This is a genomic window from Streptomyces litchfieldiae, from assembly GCF_031845365.1.
Classification (GTDB): domain Bacteria; phylum Actinomycetota; class Actinomycetes; order Streptomycetales; family Streptomycetaceae; genus Streptomyces; species Streptomyces litchfieldiae.
Genome location: NZ_JAVREL010000002.1, coordinates 345,140 through 360,276, shown reverse-complemented (window position 1 = coordinate 360,276; position 15,137 = coordinate 345,140). Strand labels below are relative to the sequence as shown.

Here is a 15,137-nt window from a genome sequence, read left to right as displayed (position 1 = left end):
GCTCCTCGGGCCGTCACGTTGCGCAACTCGACGCGACGGCGACACCCCCATAGGGTGGAATCCGATTGGCTGCGGCCGTTCGGGCTGTGGCATCATTTGCTCGCACGCACACAGCGCCAGCGCTGCTGTGCGAGGAGGCTTCGCCTAGTCTGGTCTATGGCGCCGCACTGCTAATGCGGTTTGGGGTAACCCCCCATCCCGGGTTCAAATCCCGGAGCCTCCGCCACCTCCGGCAAGATCACCGAGCGACGCCCTGGCCCCCCGACGGGACCAGGGCTTTTCGCTGTTTCCGCAGGTCAGAGCCCCCACCGCAATCTGATTTCGCCCCCGGCGGCGGGTCATGTAGTGTTGTCCCCGCAACAGGCCCCCGGGCCGAGCGCTCGTAGCTTAACGGATAGAGCATCTGACTACGGATCAGAAGGTTGCAGGTTCGAATCCTGCCGAGCGCGCAGGTCAAAGCCCCTGTCGGTTATCCGGCGGGGGCTTTTCGTGTCGTACGGCAGGGAACGCCGGCTTCACCGCTCCGACAGCCAGTCCGCCAGGATCGCCGCCTGGCTGTGGGAGGTGTCCTTCGTGGCCGTCAGCAGCGTGAGCGGGGAGTGGGACGCGAGGGCGCGGAGGTGGGAGGCGGCGGGGTGGTGGGATTCGTCGGACAGTTCGGCCAGGTACCGGCGGCGGAATTCGGGGAAGCGCGTGGTGCTGTGCGCGTACCAGCGACGGAGGTCGGTGGACGGGGCGATGTCGCGGAGCCATTCGTCCAGGTGGGCATCCTCCTTGCGCATGCCGCGTGGCCAGACGCGGTCGACCAGGATGCGTTTGCCGTCGTCGGGGGAGGGCGCCTCGTAGATGCGGCGGTAGGTGATGCGGTGGGTCATGGTGCACCATTTTGTGCATGTATCCGGTGGTCGGCGCGGCGCGTGCCCGGAGTGTCGGGGAACTGGCGGAGGCCGTCGTCCGCTGTACGGCGTGTCCGCGGCTGGTGGCCTGGCGGGAGGAGGTCGCGCGGGTCAAGCGGGCGGCCTTCCGGGATCAGGAGTACTGGGGGCGGCCCGTGCCCGGGTTCGGGCCGGCGGACGCCGCGGTGCTGGTGGTCGGCCTCGCGCCGGCCGCGCACGGGGGGAACCGCACCGGGCGGATGTTCACCGGTGACCCGTCGGGGGACGTGCTCTTTCCGGCCCTGCACGCCGTCGGGCTCGCCGACCGGCCGGACGCGCGGGAGCTGCTCGGCGCGCGTGTCACCGCCCCGGTGCACTGCGCCCCGCCGGGGAATCGGCCCACCACCGGGGAACGGGACACCTGCCGCCCCTGGCTCGTGCGCGAACTGGAGCTGCTGCGGCCGACGTTGCGGGTGGCCGTCGCGCTGGGCGGGTTCGCCTGGCAGGCGCTGCTGCCCGCGCTCGACAGCGCGGGGTGGCGCCCGCCGCGCCCGCGCCCGGTGTTCGGGCACGGAGCCGAGGCCGCCGTGGAACACGCGGACGGCGGGCCGGAGCTGAGGCTGCTCGGCTGCTACCACCCCAGTCGGCGCAACACGTCCACGGGCCGGCTGACCCCCGCCATGCTCCGGGAGGTGCTGCGCCGCGCCGCCCGGCTGGGCGGCCGGTGACGTTCACCGCAGGGCGTGCCGGACCCAGACGTTCGGTTCGACGTAGATGGCGTAGTCGTGGTCCGGCACACAGCGCACGGGCATCAGCTCGCCGGGCCCGTCGACCCAGCCGTCGGTGTCGAACGGCTGCCCGGTCCACTCCCGCCACTGGCCGAGGGAGCCGGTGACCACCATGGACGCGGGCGCCACCGAGTCGATCAGGCCGCCCGCGCGGAGGTGGGTGCGCAGCCACGGGTCGGTCGGCAGCCCGTCGTCCCGGGTGCGGAACGCGTACTCGGCCATGGGCGTGGCCGGCTCGTGGTGCTTGGCGTTGGGGCGGACGGGCGCGACCAGTTCGGCGAAGCCGCGGGCGCGGGCGTTGCCCCGGAGGGCGGCGACCATGCGGGAGGACAGGCCCCGGCCGAGGTACTCGGCGTGAATGGTGATGTCGATCGCGCTGACCGTGTCCGGCTCGGCGCCGCGGCGCCGGTCGGAGAACGCCCACAGCAGCACCTGGTCCCAGCCGGTGGGCGGCAGCGCGCCGCGCCGCGGGGTGTGCAGGGCGAACGGAACGCTGTGCCCACGGGCCACCACCTCGCCGTCCTCGTTCACCGCGGCGAGGGTGAACTCCGGGAGATGTCGGCGAGTCGGGGGAAGTGTGCCCAGCCGATGGGGTCGTGCAGGACGAACTCGGGCCAGGTGTCCGGTATCCAGAGCTGTTCTCGCAGGTCGGGGCGGTCGGCGATGGTGGTGATGTCGACATTCACCCGGGGAGCACAAGCGGGGGGCGCGGGTCAGAAGACGTTGCGGGCGCGGCGGTTCAGTTCGGCGACGCGGCCCCGCAGGGATTCGCTGGCGGTCACGGGGGTGATGTCCTCCGGGCGGGCCGTCCACTCCTGGCCGCCGCCGGGCGGGCGGAGCCAGATGGCGCCGTAGAGGTGGGCCATGACGCGGCCGACCTTGTCGCGTGAGAGGTCGCGGACCATCGTGCCGACTTCCGGGATGGTGGCGGAGGGTTTTCCTGTCATGGCCAGACTCCGGAGGGGAGATTCCGTACCGCGTGGTCAGCGTTCACCCTCACCATGCCCGAGCGCCACCCGGGTGAAATGCCGGAGGACAGGACTCAGAGCGAAATTTGAGGTTCTCCGGTGAACAGACGGTGTATCAGTGAGACCGCCGTTGCGAGCCGGGCCACTTCCTCGGCGGACAGGGTGGGGTTGGCGGCGCGGCGCGCGCGGGCCTCGTCCAGATGGTCGGGCAGGGTGGCGTCCGCGCCGTCGAGGAGCGCGGGGAGCACCCGTTCGGCCAGCGGGTACGGGCCGACCGCCGCCTCGGCGAGGATCAGCGCGGTCATGGCGTCGTCGAGGCCGGGCGGGCCCACCTCGGCGTTGCGCCAGTCGATCACGACCGGGCCGCGCGGAGTGAGCAGCACGTTCTCGGGGTGCAGGTCAAGGTGCACGATCCGGCCGGGCAGGGCGTGCAGGTCGCGCAGCAGGCGCGCGAGGGTGGCGCCGGCGCGTTCCGGCGGCTCCGCGCCGCTGAACAGCGCCTCCGCCATCGTCGGACCGGTCAGCCGCTCCAGCACCAGATCGGCCGGGGTGGGCTCGGCGCCGCGGTGGACCTCGGGAACGGGGTAGCCGTGGGCGGCGAGGCGCGCCATGAGGTCCGCCTCGCCGGTGGCGTCGAAGCCGTCGCGGTACCGGCGCAGCACGCGGCCCGGGCCGAACGCGTACACATCGGCGCTCCGGCCCGAACCGAGCAGTTCACCTGGTCGCACGCCTCCTACCCTACGAGCCCCCGGAACCGGTGGATGGTGCCGGCCATGGCCGCCGCGTCCGGTCAGCCGCCCTGGCCGCCCAGTTCAAACGCGTCGGCGAGCGCGCGGTACGCGGGCAGCGGGATGTCGTTGAGCGGATCCCCGGTGACCACCTGAAGCGCCAAGTGGTCCGCGCCGGCGGCCAGATACGCGTCGGCCCGCCGCCGGACAGCGTCCGCGTCGCCCAGCGCGAACACCGCCGTCAGCAGCTTGTCGCTGCCGCCGCCGGTGAAGTCCTGGTCGTCGAAGCCGAGGCGGCGGAGGTTGTTCGTGTAGTTGGGCAGGCCGAGGTAGAACGACAGATACGCGCGGGCGGTCGCGCGGGCGCGGTCGAGGTCCGTGTCGAGAACGACCTTCAGCTCGGGCGCCAGGACCACCGTGTCGCTCAGCACGTCCCGGGCCACGCCGGTGTGCTCGGGCGTGACCAGATAGGGGTGCGCCCCGGCCGCCCGGTCCCGGGCCAGCTTCAGCATCCGCGGCCCGAGCGCGGCCAGCACGCGGCGGTCGGCCGGCACCGGGTCGGGGGCCTCGTCCAGCGCGGTGAGGTAGTCGACCATCGCCGAGTACGGCCGCCGGTAGCGGTCGGTCAGGGCGCTGTGGCTGACCCCGAGGCCCAGCACGAACCGGCCGCCGTGCGCCGCGTTCGTCTCGTTGAACGCCCTTGCCACATCGGCCGGTTCGTGCTGCCAGATGCTGAGGATGCCGGTGGCCACCGTGAGCCGGGAGGTGGCCGCCAGCACCGGCACGGCCTGGGCGACGCCGGGGCTGCCGCCCAGCCAGAGCGTGCCGTAGCCCAGCTCATCCAGCTCGGCGGCGGCGTCGGCGATCTCGGTGCGGCGGGCCGGATCCTCCGAGCGCAGCGCACTGCTCCAGATGCCGACGCGGCCGAGGTCCTGGGCGAGAGGGTGCGCGGTAGTCGTTTCCATGCGGGCCAGAACCCCGCCGCGCGGCGCGGCTATTCCGTGACGATCTGGTCGCCCTCGATTCTCACCCGGATGGCGGGCAGCGGCGCGTTGGCCGGGCCGCTGATGACCTCGCCGGTGGCGGCGTCGAAGACGGAGTTGTGGCAGGGGCAGTGGAACTCGGCGCCGTCGGGCTCGACGCCGCAGCCCTGGTGGGTGCAGACGGCGCTGAACGCGACGACCGTCGTCTCGTCGGCGCGGAAGATCAGCGCGTTCTCGCCGTCGGGGGTGGTGGCGGGGGTGGCCTCGCCCACGGGGACGTCGGCCAGCGCGGCGAGCGTGCCGGGCTCGGCGGAGCCGGAGCCCTCGGAGTCCCCGGAACCCCCGGAACTCTCCGCGTTCCCGGAGTTGTCGGAGCCCGAGCCGCCCGGGGAGTCGGAGCTGTCGTCGCCGCACGCGGCCAGGGCCAGGGCGCCCGCGGAGGCGGCCGAGGCGGCGAGCAGGGCGCGGCGGCTGTGTGAGGTCGCAGTCATACCCCTGCACACGGAACGGCGCCGCCGCCGGTTCACTCCCCGGCCGGATTCGCCGATCGCGGGACGAAGCCGATCGCGGGATGAACCGGACGGAGCCCCGTCTCGTGTGATGAACGAGAACGTGACACGAGGGAGCGAACCATGGTCGGCTGGGGATTGCGGGTACTGGTGGCGCTGGGCCTGCTCGGCTCGGCGTGGGTGCACCTGGTCGTGTGGCAGGACTGGGCGCGTTACGACGACGAGGTCGGGCCGATGTTCCTGGTCAACGTCGGGGCCGGCGCCGTCATCGCGGTGGCCGTGCTGGCCTGGCGCGGGCACTGGCTGCCGGAACTGCTCGCGGTCGGCTTCGGCGTCGCGACGCTGCTGGCGTACGTGCTGTCGCTGACGGTCGGGTTCTTCGGCGTCGAGGAGCAGTTCCGTACGGACGAGGAGGTGTGGGGCGTGGTGACCGAGGTGGGCTGTGTGGTGTTCGGTGCCGCCCTGCTCGCCCTCCGCTTCGGCGGCAGGGCGGGCGCGCGTGGCTGAGGGGGCCGAGGACGAGCTCATGCGCGCGCTGCACGACGAGCACGCCGCGGCGCTGTGGTCGTTCGCCCTCCAGCTCACCGGCGGGGACCGGGCCCGGGCCGAGGACGTCACGCAGGAGACGCTGCTGCGCGCGTGGCGCCACCCCGGGGTGCTCGACCAGTCGGCGCGGTCGGCGCGGTCCTGGCTGTTCACCGTCGCCCGGCGCATCGTCATCGACAACTGGCGCTCGGCGGCGGCGCGGGCCGAGATCAGCACCGACGAGCCCCCGGAACGGGCGGTGCCGGACGACACCGAACGCGCCGTCCAGGGCTGGGTGGTCGCCGACGCGCTCGGCGAACTCTCCGAGCGGCACCGCGAGGTGCTGGTCCTGTGCTACTTCCAGGGTCTGTCGGTCGCCGAGGCGGCGACCCGGCTCGGCGTGGCCGAGGGAACGGTCAAGTCCCGTACCCACTACGCGCTCCGCGCCCTGCGCCTGGTGCTTGAGGAGAAGGGCGTGACCCGATGAGCGGGGATCCGTTCCGCACGTTCGACGGAGCCTATGTGCTGGGCGCGCTCTCGCCGCAGGACCGGGCCGCGTTCGAGGAACACATGCGCGGCTGCGACGACTGCTCGCGCGCCGTGCGGGAGCTGGCCGGACTGCCCGGGCTGCTCGCCCAGACGGAGTCGACGGCCGGACCGCCGCCGCCCGCCGACCTGCTGCCGGAACTGCTGGCCCGGGTGCGCCGGGAACGCCGCCGGCGGCGGGTGCTGGTCGCGGTCTCGGCCGGCACGGTGGCGCTGGCCGCCTGCCTGGCGCTGATGTTCACTTTTGTGAACGGCGGCGGCGAGGACGGGCCGGCCGGATCCCCGATGACGCCGGTCGGCGCGTACCCGGTGAGCGCGACGGTCAGCCTGGTCGAGGACGACGGCGGCACCCGGGTGGACATGCACTGCGCGTACGACGGAGGCCGCGGCGGCGACTATCTGCTGGTCGCGGTCGGCCCCGACGGGAACGTCGAGGAACTGGCGCGCTGGTACGCGCTGCCCAAGGACGAGGCGTCGCTGTCGGTGGGAACGCCGCTGCGGCGCGCCGACATCGCCTCGCTGGAGGTGCGCACGCCGGGCGGGCTGACCGTGCTGCGGCTGACCCCGTAGGAGCGGACCCGTTTCGAAGCAGGCGTGGGACCGGGGTGTCCCTCCCGGGGCCCGGTTCGCTAGGGTCGGCAGGCATGGCGCACAACCCTCACGCACCCCAGCCTCCGCAGGGTCCCCAGGATCACGACCCGGCCGGCAGCACGCAGATGTTCCGCGCGTTCGTCAACGACGACGCCGCCACGCGGCAGGCCACGCCGGGCACGCCCGCACCGGGCCCGCGCGTCGGTCTGATCGTGGGTGTCGTGGTCGCGATCGTGGTGCTCGCCGTGGTGGCCTGGCTGGCCCTCGGCTGAACGCGTCCGGGCGACGCGTCCTGGCCGCCACCGGGACGATCCGCTGAACTCGCCCGGACCGGCGGGGGCCGTCCGCCGGTCCGGTCCCCTCACTCCTCGGCGGTGAGCCCCTCGCGGAGCTGTGCCAGCGTGCGCGTCAGCAGCCGGGAGACGTGCATCTGTGAGATGCCGACCTCCTCGCCGATCTGCGACTGCGTCATGTTCCCGAAGAAGCGGAGCATGATGATGCGCCGCTCGCGGGCGGGCAGCCGGGCGAGCAGCGGCTTGAGCGACTCGCGGTACTCGACGCCCTCCAGGGCGCTGTCCTCGTACCCGAGGCGGTCGGCCAGCGAGCCCTCGCCGCCATCCTCCTCGGGGGACGGCGAGTCCAGCGAGCTGGCCGTGTAGGCGTTGCCCACGGCGAGCCCGTCGACGACCTCGTCCTCCGACACGCCCAGGCAGGCGGCCAGTTCGGGAACGGTGGGGGAACGGTCCAGGCGCTGGGACAGCTCGTCGCTCGCCTTGGTCAGCGCCAGCCGCAACTCCTGGAGGCGGCGCGGGACGCGCACCGACCACGAGGTGTCGCGGAAGAACCGCTTGATCTCACCGACGACCGTCGGCATCGCGAACGTCGGGAACTCCACGCCCCGTTCGCAGTCGAAGCGGTCGATCGCCTTGATGAGTCCGATGGTGCCGACCTGGACGATGTCCTCCATGGGCTCGTTCCGGCTGCGGAACCGGGCCGCCGCGTAGCGAACCAGCGGGAGGTTGAGCTCGATGAGGGTATCGCGCACGTAGCCCCGCTCGGGGCTGTCCGCGTCGAGCGCGGCCAGCCGCTGGAACAGGGAGCGCGAGAGCGTGCGGGTGTCGAGGTTGTCGGTCTCCGCGGGAGCTTCCTGCGGCAACGAGGGTAGGTGCGGCGCGGGTACGTGCGGCGTGCCGGTCGTGGTGAGCACCTTCGAGCTGCCCAGTTCTACGGACATGCCACCCCCTTGAGGTCGTGGACGGGTCGCGGCGGCGCGCTTCCGGATGTGACATCCGACGAGAGAAGGCGCCCTCTCGTGGATACCGGTCCTGCCGCCACGGCAAACGCGGTTCCCACAGAATGTCACATGTCATCAACGCGACGTAGCTTCATGTCGATAAAACGGCACAGCCGATGTGGGAGTTCCCGGAGTTGGGTCCCTCTTCGGACTTAGACGTCGAGCGGATTTGCGGCGCGCAGCCGGGTGAAGCTCCGGGACAGCAGCCGGGAGATGTGCATCTGCGAAACGCCCAGCTCGGCAGAGATCTGGGCCTGCGTCAGATCGCGGTAATACCGCATCAGCAGGATCCGCCGTTCCCTTTCCGGTAGTTGCACCAGCAGATGCCGCACCAGCGCCCGGTGCTCGACGCCGGCCAGTTCCGGATCCTCGTAGCCGAGCCGGTCGATCAGCCCGGGCATCCCGTCGTCGCGTTCGCCGGCCGACTCCAGCGACGACACCCGGTAGGCGCGGCCCGCGTCGAAGCTGGCCAGCACCTCCTCCTCGGGCAGTTCCAGCCGTTCGGCGATCTCCGCCGAGGTCGGCGTGCGCCCCAGTGCCACCGTGAGCTCCTCGGCCGCCCTCCGCACCCGCGCCCACAGCTCGTGCAGCCGCCGCGGCACATGAACGGTGCGCACGCTGTCCCGGAAGTACCGGCGGATCTCGCCGACGATGGTCGGCATGGCGAACGTGGGGAACTGCACACCGCGTGCGCTGTCGAAGCGGTCGATGGCGTGGATCAGCCCGATGGTGCCGACCTGGACGATGTCCTCCATGGGCTCGTTCCGGCCCCGGAAGCGCAGGGCGACATAGCGGACGAGCGGCAGATTGGCCTCGATCAGCGCACCGCGCACCCGCGCGTGCTCGGCACTCCCCGGGGCACAGCCGGCCAGCCGCTCGAACAGAGCCTGCGTCAGCGCCCGGGCGCCGGCACCCCGGCTCTGTGTCGCCGCCACTGCCGACCACCCCTTCACGGCCGTCACCACGGGCAAAAGCACTCATAGCATCACAAGACGGATCCACCGTGTGCAAGCACCCGATAACGACGTGTTGGTCAGCGCCCGGTCAACAGATCACCGACGGCGTCGGCGGCACCGGAGAGAGCCGTGAAGGCGAGCTGCGCGAACTCACCCGACCGGTCGGGAAAGGTCAGCACGGCATAGAGGACGGCGGCGAGCAGCAGATAGAGAGCGATCTTCCTCGCCTGCGCCAGCGTCATCGCCCCGCCTCCGTCCGTTTCGCTTCCTTCCCCGCCGTCCGGCGGGACACCAGCACGGACGATAGCCGAACAGGGCGCCCGCCGGAGGGCGGTGTCAGCCCGCCTGGCGAACGTACTCCTGGAGCCTGCGGATACGCGTCTCACTGCTGGGGTGCGTGCTCAGCAACTTTTCCGCGGTCCGGCCGCGCCGGTCCGCCTCCACCAGATCGCTCTGCCGCAGCACTTCGATCAGGGTCAGCGCGAAGCCCAGCTCCGCCGCCTTGCGGTCCGCGCGGAGCTCCGCGGCCCGGTCCACCGCCGCGAGCACATAAGGGCTGAGCAGCATCGGCACGAAGATCAACGGCATGCTCAGCACGGCGGCGATCACCGTGAACCCGATGACCGTGATCACGAAGACCCCGCCCATGCAGAACAGCTTGCGGGAGACGAGGAGCACCGCCCGCGTGATCTCGCGCAGCACGGCCCAGGTGACGCGCGTCGGCAGGGCGTACCACTGGCCCATCAGGCGGGCCCAGGAGTGCCCACCGGTGTGGTGGCCCAGCTCGTGCGCCAGCACGCCGGCCAGTTGGCCGGGCGGCAGTTCGGTGAACGAGCGCTTGGTCAGCCCGACGATGTGGCCCGCCGCCGCCACCGCGTTGATCTCGTCGCTCTCCTCGATCCACAACTCGTAGACCGTGTGGTCCACCCGGGCCCGCTTGGCGATCTCCACCCAGATGGGAGCAAGGTAGGAGAACTCCTGATCGGTCGGCGGTCGCAGCCGGAACAGGCGGCGCGCCATCAGCCGCTCGGTGGGGCGGTGGAACACCAGAGCGCCGGAGAGCACCCAGGCGATGGTCGCCACGGTGCCGGACGCGCCGCCGAACAGCGCCGCGGTCAGCGCACCGACGATGGCCAGGCTGCACACGAAGTGCGGGAGCAGCGCCAGCAGTTGCGTGATGGCCGTGCTGTCCGTCCCGCGCTGGATGCCGGAGATGACGTGGCGCCCGTCGTGCAGCGCGAGGTCGCGGGCCGGGTCGAAGACGCGGGTCGGTGGTGGCGCCGCGGGCGGCCGCGGTGGCACGGGCGGTGCGGGCGGCGGCGCGGACAGCGCGGGCGGCCGTTCGCCCGGGTAGCTGGGCGGGGGTGGTGCGGGCGGTGCCGACGGGGCCGCGGGGACGTCGCCGGGGTAGGCGGGCGGGGCCGCGGCGGGTGTGTGCGGCTGCTGGGGGTAGGCCGGTGGTACGTCTGTTCCCGGGTAGCGCGGCGGCATGCCGTCATCCCGTTGCTGGTCCGGCATTCTTCTTCCTTTCCTTACTCTTCCGAACTTCTCTTCCGTTCCGCTGACTTCCGCCGTCTTCCGGGCTTCCGCCGGCCCCCGGTCACCGGCTGAGCAGCGCCATCGGCAGCAGGAGCCCCCCGGCGGCGAACGCCGTCAGCCCGAGCCGCACCCAGCGCAGCTTCAGGGCGGCAATCCGGCTGTTGATGGCGAGCGCGCGAACGAGCCTGCGCTCCGCCGACTCATCCGTCTCGGCCAGCGCCGCCGGCAGTTCTCCCTGCCGGGCGGCGCGGAGGACGTCCCCGAAATAGGTGAGCGGGTCGCCCGCTTCCCACCGCCGCCGCCCGTACCGAGGCGCCACGGCCAGCAGGAACGCGGCCAGGGACAGGCCCAGGGACAGCGTTCCGCACCACCACAGGACCTGCCCGGCCACCGGCAGCGCCCCGGGGGTCCAGCCGCTCTGCGCCACCGTCCCGCCGAACAGTGCCGCGGCCGCCCCGAGCGCGGCGACGAGCATGGCCGCCTTGCTGTCGGCGCGGCCTATCTCCACCCGGATCTCGGCGAGCAGTTGCTCCGCCAGTGGCTGGGGAAAGCTCCGGGGCGGTGGATCGGGATCGCTCATGGCGCGTCACTCGCCGACTCCTGGGCCGCCCCCGCCGGGCCGTCGCCGCCGCCCGGAGGCAGGGACGGCGGCACGGCGGGCGGCGCGGCGTCCGGGGCCGCGAAGAGCTCCCGGATGGCGCGCAGGGTCTCCCGTACCGGTTCGGCCAGTTGGTGACTCTCCCAGTGCCCGCTCTGCTCCACCCGGTCGAGCAGGTCCAACTGCTGCGCGATGCGGGCCTCTTGCTCCTTGCTCATCAACTGCCGGATCTGCGGCAGGTCATGGGGCCGCTGAGCCAGTTCGAGCGCCCAGGGGACAACGCCGCGCTGCTCCAGGTACCAGGCGTAATAACGCGCCTTCTCGGCCAGCATCTCCTGTTCGTGCGCGAGGTCGGCCCGTTCGATCTGGTGGCGGTGCCGCTGCTTCAGCTCCTCCAGTTCCTGCCGTCCCGTCTCCCGGAGCCGTTCCAGGTCGATCTCCCTGGGTGCGAGCTGTGACTGGTAGGCCAGGTCGCGCAGTGCCGCCTGGTGGTTGCGGGCGGCCTCGTCCAGCGTCAGCCGGACCCCATAGGTCATGTGCAGCCCCAGGTCCTCGGCCAGTTGCGCGCGGGTGAGGTTGTCGCGCACCGCGGTCTCGGCACCCGCGCTGTCCTCGATGGCGAACCGGCGCGTGATCACCCGCAGCCGCTCCTCCAGCCGGGGGGTCACGTGCGCCGGCACGTCGCGCACCTGACTGGCGACCGTCCGGTCCGGGGCCACGACCCGCCACGAGACGTCGAGTTCGCCCAGGAAGGTGAACGCGTCGTTGTCGGATGGCAGAGGGAACTCCCGCTTGAAGTGGTGGATGCCCATGTCCACCTCGTGCACCGAGAGGAAACGGCCGCCGCTCAGTTCGCCACGCGTGGGCCGTCGCGGCGGGATGAAAACCTCGTAGCCGCCGTGCGCGCCGGTGAACACCAGGGCGTAGTCCACCTGGTGTTCGGGCGTGCGGCCGATGAACTCGAACCGGGAGAGCGGCCGCACCGTCACCACCGGGTCAACGAGGTCGGTGTCGCGCCGGGCGTGCTGATCCCACTGGGGTGCGTAGCGGTAACCCGCCATGGTGGCTCCTAACTGCGCTGGACACATGGGTCGCGCTGTTCTCGATGGGTGGTTGGCGGAGGTCAGGTCTCCGAGCGGGCGGTCAGCCCTCCGAGCAGGCGGTGGGCCACGGGAGGCGGCGGGCCGCCGTCCCGGCCGGGCATGACACGCAGCAGGTGGCAGAGCCGGTCGCGATCGGAATCGGACGCGACCAGTTGGGGGAGCAGCCCGGCCAGCACGGTTTCCACACCGGCCTCGTCCTCCGAGGTCAGCACCCACTCACGCAGGCGCTGCTGCGCGGCCGCGGTGATCCGGCGGTCCCCGAGCACCCGCCGCCACAGCGCGGTGAAGGCGTCGGTGACCGGCGAACCGGGCTCCGCGTCGTCGTACAAGCGCAGCAGCAACGGCCAGCTCGCGGGGTCGTCGAAGGGGACCTCCCGGCGGGCCGCGGCGGCCAGCAGCGTCTGGTGGGCGACCGCGCGCAGGGCCGGCGGGTCGGCGTCGCACCAGTCCGTCAACCGCCGCAGCACGATGCTGCCGGGCGTGTCGAGCAGCAGCAGTTCGGCCGCGTCCACCACGGCGGCCAGCTCGGCCGCCGACGGTCCGTCCGGTTCCCCGGCCCCGGGCACGGGGCGGGTGACCAGGTCGGCCAGGCTGTCCAGGGTCTGCGCCGGAGCCAGCGGCCCGACGAGGCCGTACGCGCGCAGAGCCGTCCAACGGCGGCGCGGGTGGCTGTCCGTGCTCCAGTCCCGCAGGACCCGGTGTACCGCCGGGGTCCCGGCGTCCGCGGCCAGCGCCAGCGCGTTGGCCGCCTGGACGCACAGCCGGTAGTCGCGGCTGGACGCCCAGTCGAGCAGCAGCCCGTGCATCGTGGAGGAGAAGTCGTGAACGGCCAGCGTCGCCGCGGTGGCCGCGGCGCGCGTCCGCACGAACGGGTCGGCGTGCCGGGCCAGGTCGGTCAGCCAGCCGGACATCGGGGCGCGCACCGCCGGATGACCGGCCCACGCCTCGCGGAGCAGCAGCTCCGCCGTGCGCGGGTCCTCGAACCGGGCCAGGGACTGGGGGAGCGGGCCCCAGGGCGTCTGCTCGTTCTCCTTGTAGCACCTGGCGCGGGCCAGCTTCATGCGCTCGGCCGGAGAGGTGCTGAAGATGGTGAGACCCGGATCCTCCTCCGGGGACTCCACCCGCTGCATCCGGTGACAGAGCCGGTCCCCGAACTCGGCGGCGGTGGCGTACGGGCCCTCGTCGCAGACGGCCAGCGCCAGCAGGAACGCCTTGTCCCGGAGCGTGACGGAGTCCTCGGGAGCGCCGAGCCACTCCCGGACCTGACCCAGCAGCGACTCCTGACCGAACTGGTCCAGCCGCTCGGCGTCGATCTCGCCCCGGTGGTAACGGGCGACCTCGGCCGCGAAGCCGGCGATCTGCGCCACCGGGCGGGCCTCCACGGCGAGGAAGGCCCGCACCTGCGCCACGTCCAGCAACGCGTCGACGACGCCCTCCACTTCGGCGGCATCACCGGTGTCCAGGTAGGCGCGCAGATGGGAGCGCAGGACGGCGTCGGCCGCGGGGGGCCGCCAGGCCACCGGGCGCACGTCCCGCAGCACCGCGGAGTTCTCCACGGTGACCACCAGGTACGCGTCGCGCTTGCGCAGGCGTTCCCGGCAGCGCAGCAGATGGTGCTCGCCCAGCGGCCGGCTGCGGCTGGTCGGCAGATCGGCGACCACGTAACCGTCCGCCGCCTCGGCCTCCTTGACGAGCACGGCCGGCCCGTCCTCCGGATCCACCGCACGGATACGCGCGGCTCCCACATGGCGCAGCAGCATCAGCGCGGCGGTGCCGCGACCGGAGTCGTGCTCGCCGCGCAGGATCACCACGCGCGACGCGCGCAACTCCTCCAGGGCGGCCACGAAGGCCGGGCTCTCGTGGAACACGTCGGCGAGCCGGTCCACGTCCCCGCCGAGCACTTCCCCGGAGCCCTGGAGCCGTTCCGCCACGGGCGCGCCGAAGTAGGCGTTTCCCATGACCACATGGCCGTGGACCCGGCCGCCGGAGACGCCGTGCTGATTCCCGGCCACCAGGCCGCCGCCAAACGAGGGCGGCGCGTAGTCCCGGAGTTCACGTGCCGCCGCCCACGCCTCGGTGGGGTGTTCGCCCTCCGCCGGTTCCGCGTCGGCGGACCGGTCCGTGTCCTGCTGCGGTCGGGGGGCGTCGGCGGCGGGCTGCTCCTCCGCGTTGCCGGGCGCGGGTGCCCCGTTGGCGTCCGGCTGCCGCGCCTCGGGCACGGGCACGGGCTCGGCGCTCACGGCCGCTCACCGCCGGTCCCGTCGCCGACGATCTTGTTCCCCATGACGACGTCGCCGCCGACCTGGCCGCCGGAGACGCCGTACTGATTCCCGGCCACATAGGGCCCGTTGAACACCGCGCCCGCCGGTGGCCGGGCGCCGCCGGGCCGACTGGCGGGACCGGCGTGCCCGCCGTGCTCCTCGTTCCCGGCCGGCTCGCGCTCCCTCGTCGGCTCCCCGTACAGCCAGCCGCGGACGGGACCCTCCTTGCCCTCCACCGTGAACGGGTGGAACGCGGCGCGGCGGATGCCGTGGTGGTCGTGGCGCACCACGCCCCCGAACACCGCCTCCGAGACGCAGATCACCGCGTCCTCGCCCGTGCCGCCGCTGTCCCGCCGGCGGCGCAGCTCGGCGCGCAGCGGCTCGCTGTCCAGGAGCCGGAACGCCTGGTCCAGGTCCCAGCCGATGACGCCGCCGAGAGCGCCGGGAATCTCGTCCAACGCGACCTCTCCGGCCGCCAGTACGGTGCGCAGCCGCACCCGGGAGCTGTCTGCCGCGATGCGGTTGTAGTCGTGCAGCCGGGCCGGGATCTCGGTGAGCATGGCGCGCAGCAGCGCGGCCTTGGGCACGGCCGCGCTCACCAGTGCCAGAACCCCGTCACCCCGGTCCTCCAGGCGCTGGTCGGTCCGGCTCACCCCGGCGGCGTCGAGCGTGCACTGCACCACCTCGTACATGTGGTGCCGTTTCACCCGCCGGACGACGTCGTCACTCCGGCCCGATCCCTCGATGTCGGCCAACAGGATGGTCTGATGCAGCGGTTCGGTCATGGCGGCCCCTCGTTCGGTGTTACCGGGTAGGAGGAGCAGCCTGCTGCAGGGGCCGGTTTCGTCGTAGGACGACGTACACAGACGGACT

At 72.7% G+C, this 15,137-nt stretch carries 18 protein-coding genes, 2 tRNA genes and 1 pseudogene; 7 read left to right on the top strand and 14 right to left on the bottom strand.

What is annotated here, in order from left to right; translation table 11 throughout:
• The first annotated feature begins 133 nt into the window (after nt 1-133).
• Both RM590_RS05200 and RM590_RS05195 read left to right on the top strand, forming a co-directional pair.
• Nucleotides 134-226: transfer RNA gene (locus RM590_RS05200), tRNA-Ser, on the top strand.
• Nucleotides 227-376: 150 nt separating this feature from the next.
• Nucleotides 377-449, top strand: a tRNA-Arg gene (locus tag RM590_RS05195).
• A gap of 66 nt (nt 450-515) precedes the next feature.
• On the opposite strand, the gene RM590_RS05190 is transcribed toward RM590_RS05195, so the two are convergent.
• Entirely contained in the window at nt 516-875 is a 360-nt protein-coding gene (locus RM590_RS05190; RefSeq protein ID WP_311703161.1) for a DUF488 domain-containing protein, read from the bottom strand.
• A gap of 17 nt (nt 876-892) precedes the next feature.
• Here RM590_RS05190 and RM590_RS05185 point away from each other — a divergent pair, with 17 nt between their 5' ends.
• Nucleotides 893-1,603, top strand: a complete 711-nt coding sequence (locus RM590_RS05185; protein ID WP_311703160.1) for a uracil-DNA glycosylase — start codon at nt 893-895, stop codon at nt 1,601-1,603.
• A 3-nt stretch (nt 1,604-1,606) separates the two neighbouring features.
• Here the strand turns inward: RM590_RS05185 and RM590_RS05180 are convergent.
• The 5 genes and pseudogenes from RM590_RS05180 to RM590_RS05160 form a co-directional block, all read right to left on the bottom strand.
• Nucleotides 1,607-2,349: pseudogene (locus RM590_RS05180) on the bottom strand (N-acetyltransferase).
• Nucleotides 2,350-2,376: 27 nt separating this feature from the next.
• Nucleotides 2,377-2,610 carry a hypothetical protein gene (locus RM590_RS05175; RefSeq protein ID WP_311703159.1) on the bottom strand — a complete coding sequence of 78 codons (234 nt, stop codon included), beginning with the start codon at nt 2,608-2,610 and terminating at the stop codon, nt 2,377-2,379.
• 95 nt (nt 2,611-2,705) lie between these two features.
• On the bottom strand, nt 2,706-3,359 hold the full coding sequence (locus RM590_RS05170; protein WP_311703158.1) for a phosphotransferase: 654 nt from the start codon (nt 3,357-3,359) through the stop codon (nt 2,706-2,708).
• Between the two features lie 62 nt (nt 3,360-3,421).
• Nucleotides 3,422-4,324: an LLM class F420-dependent oxidoreductase gene (locus RM590_RS05165; protein ID WP_311703157.1), complete on the bottom strand. Its 903-nt coding sequence runs from the start codon at nt 4,322-4,324 to the stop codon at nt 3,422-3,424.
• A gap of 29 nt (nt 4,325-4,353) precedes the next feature.
• Nucleotides 4,354-4,833 carry a Rieske (2Fe-2S) protein gene (locus RM590_RS05160; protein ID WP_311703156.1) on the bottom strand — a complete coding sequence of 160 codons (480 nt, stop codon included), beginning with the start codon at nt 4,831-4,833 and terminating at the stop codon, nt 4,354-4,356.
• 141 nt (nt 4,834-4,974) lie between these two features.
• On the opposite strand from RM590_RS05160, the gene RM590_RS05155 reads away from it, so the two are divergent.
• The 4 genes from RM590_RS05155 to RM590_RS05140 all read left to right on the top strand — a co-directional run bounded on the left by RM590_RS05155 (nt 4,975) and on the right by RM590_RS05140 (nt 6,785).
• Nucleotides 4,975-5,358, top strand: coding sequence for a hypothetical protein (locus tag RM590_RS05155; RefSeq protein ID WP_311703155.1), 384 nt, complete (start codon nt 4,975-4,977; stop codon nt 5,356-5,358).
• The gene (locus RM590_RS05150) at nt 5,351-5,863 is read left to right on the top strand and encodes a sigma-70 family RNA polymerase sigma factor (RefSeq protein ID WP_311703154.1); all 513 of its coding nucleotides are present in this window, start codon (nt 5,351-5,353) and stop codon (nt 5,861-5,863) included. Before RM590_RS05155 ends, RM590_RS05150 begins: the two co-directional genes overlap by 8 nt.
• Nucleotides 5,860-6,492 (top strand): anti-sigma factor, encoded by a 633-nt coding sequence (locus RM590_RS05145; protein ID WP_311703153.1) that lies wholly within the window; start codon nt 5,860-5,862, stop codon nt 6,490-6,492. The genes RM590_RS05150 and RM590_RS05145 overlap by 4 nt, the downstream gene beginning before the upstream one ends.
• 74 nt (nt 6,493-6,566) lie before the next feature.
• A complete protein-coding gene (locus RM590_RS05140) occupies nt 6,567-6,785 on the top strand; it encodes a hypothetical protein (protein ID WP_311703152.1) in 219 nt (72 codons plus the stop codon).
• A gap of 89 nt (nt 6,786-6,874) precedes the next feature.
• Here RM590_RS05140 and RM590_RS05135 read toward each other — a convergent pair whose 3' ends face one another.
• The 8 genes from RM590_RS05135 to RM590_RS05100 all read right to left on the bottom strand — a co-directional run bounded on the left by RM590_RS05135 (nt 6,875) and on the right by RM590_RS05100 (nt 15,049).
• The gene (locus tag RM590_RS05135) at nt 6,875-7,747 is read right to left on the bottom strand and encodes an RNA polymerase sigma factor SigF (RefSeq protein WP_311703151.1); all 873 of its coding nucleotides are present in this window, start codon (nt 7,745-7,747) and stop codon (nt 6,875-6,877) included.
• 212 nt (nt 7,748-7,959) lie between these two features.
• Complete coding sequence (locus RM590_RS05130; protein ID WP_394813804.1) at nt 7,960-8,778, bottom strand: RNA polymerase sigma factor SigF; 819 nt, start codon at nt 8,776-8,778, stop codon at nt 7,960-7,962.
• Between the two features lie 62 nt (nt 8,779-8,840).
• Nucleotides 8,841-9,005 carry a hypothetical protein gene (locus RM590_RS05125; protein ID WP_311703149.1) on the bottom strand — a complete coding sequence of 55 codons (165 nt, stop codon included), beginning with the start codon at nt 9,003-9,005 and terminating at the stop codon, nt 8,841-8,843.
• A gap of 94 nt (nt 9,006-9,099) precedes the next feature.
• A complete protein-coding gene (locus tag RM590_RS05120) occupies nt 9,100-10,281 on the bottom strand; it encodes a M48 family metalloprotease (RefSeq protein WP_311703148.1) in 1,182 nt (393 codons plus the stop codon).
• A gap of 82 nt (nt 10,282-10,363) precedes the next feature.
• Nucleotides 10,364-10,882 (bottom strand): Pycsar system effector family protein, encoded by a 519-nt coding sequence (locus tag RM590_RS05115; protein WP_311703147.1) that lies wholly within the window; start codon nt 10,880-10,882, stop codon nt 10,364-10,366.
• A complete protein-coding gene (locus RM590_RS05110; protein WP_311703146.1) occupies nt 10,879-11,961 on the bottom strand; it encodes a PE-PGRS family protein in 1,083 nt (360 codons plus the stop codon). The genes RM590_RS05115 and RM590_RS05110 overlap by 4 nt, the downstream gene beginning before the upstream one ends.
• Nucleotides 11,962-12,023: 62 nt before the next feature.
• Nucleotides 12,024-14,243, bottom strand: coding sequence for a hypothetical protein (locus RM590_RS05105; protein WP_311703145.1), 2,220 nt, complete (start codon nt 14,241-14,243; stop codon nt 12,024-12,026).
• Nucleotides 14,240-15,049: a nucleotidyl cyclase domain-containing protein gene (locus RM590_RS05100; protein ID WP_311703144.1), complete on the bottom strand. Its 810-nt coding sequence runs from the start codon at nt 15,047-15,049 to the stop codon at nt 14,240-14,242. Before RM590_RS05100 ends, RM590_RS05105 begins: the two co-directional genes overlap by 4 nt.
• Nucleotides 15,050-15,137 lie beyond the last annotated feature (88 nt).